Annotated in this window: 3 protein-coding genes; all 3 read left to right on the forward strand. The window is 53.1% G+C overall.

The features are described from left to right. The first annotated feature begins 143 nt into the window (after positions 1–143). On the forward strand, positions 144–740 hold the full coding sequence (locus tag VLA04_04525; GenBank protein ID HSI20930.1) for a hypothetical protein: 597 nt from the start codon (positions 144–146) through the stop codon (positions 738–740). 107 nt (positions 741–847) lie between these two features. After that, on the forward strand, positions 848–1,219 hold the full coding sequence (locus tag VLA04_04530; GenBank protein HSI20931.1) for an ASCH domain-containing protein: 372 nt from the start codon (positions 848–850) through the stop codon (positions 1,217–1,219). A 126-nt stretch (positions 1,220–1,345) separates the two neighbouring features. Then, positions 1,346–1,673 (forward strand): hypothetical protein (locus VLA04_04535; protein HSI20932.1); only part of this gene is annotated, 328 nt, incomplete at its 3' end.

Raw genomic sequence — 1,673 nt, forward strand, 5'->3', positions numbered from 1 at the left:
CTCCAGCTCCAGCTCCAGCTCCAGCTCCAGCTCCAGCTCCAGCTCCAGCTCCAGCTCCAGCTCCAGCTCCAGCTCCAGCTCCAGCTCCAGCTCCAGCTCCAGCTCCAGCTCCAGCTGTAGTTCTTGAGGAGACACCCGAGCCAGTGGAAGAGGAAGTCCAACAGGTTCCTGAACCTGTCATGTCCATTCCTCCTGATATCCATCTTGAGCAACCTGTAACCCCTTCTGAGCAGACCGAACAAAAACCGAAAAAGCCTTATGTTGAAAAGCCACTCAAAGTCATGAAGGGCACTTCTTACAAGGAAGTATCACAAAGGGGAGGGCAGAAGTGGTTCATTGGGGAGCCTGAATCTATTGCAATCGAACGCCGCGAGGCCCGCAAGGCGGCAGAGGAGGGGAGACTCCTCGAGGAAAGTGGGGAAGAGCAGCAAGAAGGTGAGGAGGGTGCGCCTCTTACTCCGGGTCAAATTCAGTATGCCATGGCGCCTCTACTTGATGCGGACGATGCATTGTTACCAAAAGTATATGACGAGCCAAATGTGCCAGCAGTCTTTGTCCCAGCTGAACCCCCAAAAGTGATTGACGAGTCCCCTAAGGCTCCTACCCTCTTCCCCGAACAGAAGACGAACATAGGGGATGATGCTCGCGTGCCTGCGCAGCAGGGTGGAAGTAATGGTGCGACGAGTGTGGGAAGCGGTGAGGAAATTGCGCTCAAAGAAGGAGATATACTGCAATTGTAAAAGTTTGCTCCTAGAGCTTATTTTGCCTGTTTTTGGCAAGGTACTAGCACTCAGCTTACTGCGTCCATCGATGCCAAATCGCATGCTATAACGCCTTAGAAGATTCATTGTTCGACATTATAAATACCACGATTGTCATGCCAGTTACCCACCAAATGCAGTTGCATCCTGCCCCCTTTGCCCGTATGGCCAGCGGTCAGAAGAAAAATGAAATCCGCCTTAACGATGAAAAGCGTCGCCTGCTCGCCGTTGGTGATCTCATTGAATTTTCAAACCGTGGGCAGCAAAACGAAAAGCTACAAGTCCGCGTCACAAAGCTTGAGCCATTCCCCGGCTTTGCCGAACTCTACCACGCCCACCAGTCAGAGTTCCCCGAGTGGACGTTGGATAGCTTTGTGCAGAGCAGTCTCAGCGAGTATTACTCCCCTGCCCAGGAAAAACAGTGGGGAGCCCTCTATATTGGTATCGAAAAAGCCTAACCTGTTGGACAGGTTCAAAAAGAGGGACCGAACAAGCGTTCGCCAGGCAGGGTGAATACCCCTATCTCAAACCTGGTATTCCTGATATGGTGCCCCTAGCACCTTTTGGTGAGGAGTTTGATAGGTATGGGAACGGTTGTTCATTCTGTAGACGATATTATGAGCCGCAGGCTTCCCCTGGGAGGTCCTGCGCCCTTTTTTACTGCGATTGCGCAGCTGGAGCGGGGCTTTAGCCACCTTCCCCAGATTCGCGCCGCACTTCTGTATGGGTCGACGGCCCAACTGCTTGCGACCCCGGAAAAACTAACGCTGGCCGATGACCTGCAGGTCATCCTGCTCTATAGTGCCGATACGCCTGCGGAAGAGATCGATCTTCGCTGTGGGTTGGGAGAATTGGTGGGTGACCTGCGGGGACGTCCCCTTGGCATTACCTGCAATGTGCACCTAGTAAACA

Source organism: Verrucomicrobiia bacterium (assembly GCA_035460805.1).
Lineage (GTDB): Bacteria > Patescibacteriota > UBA1384 > CAILIB01 > CAILIB01 > DATHWI01.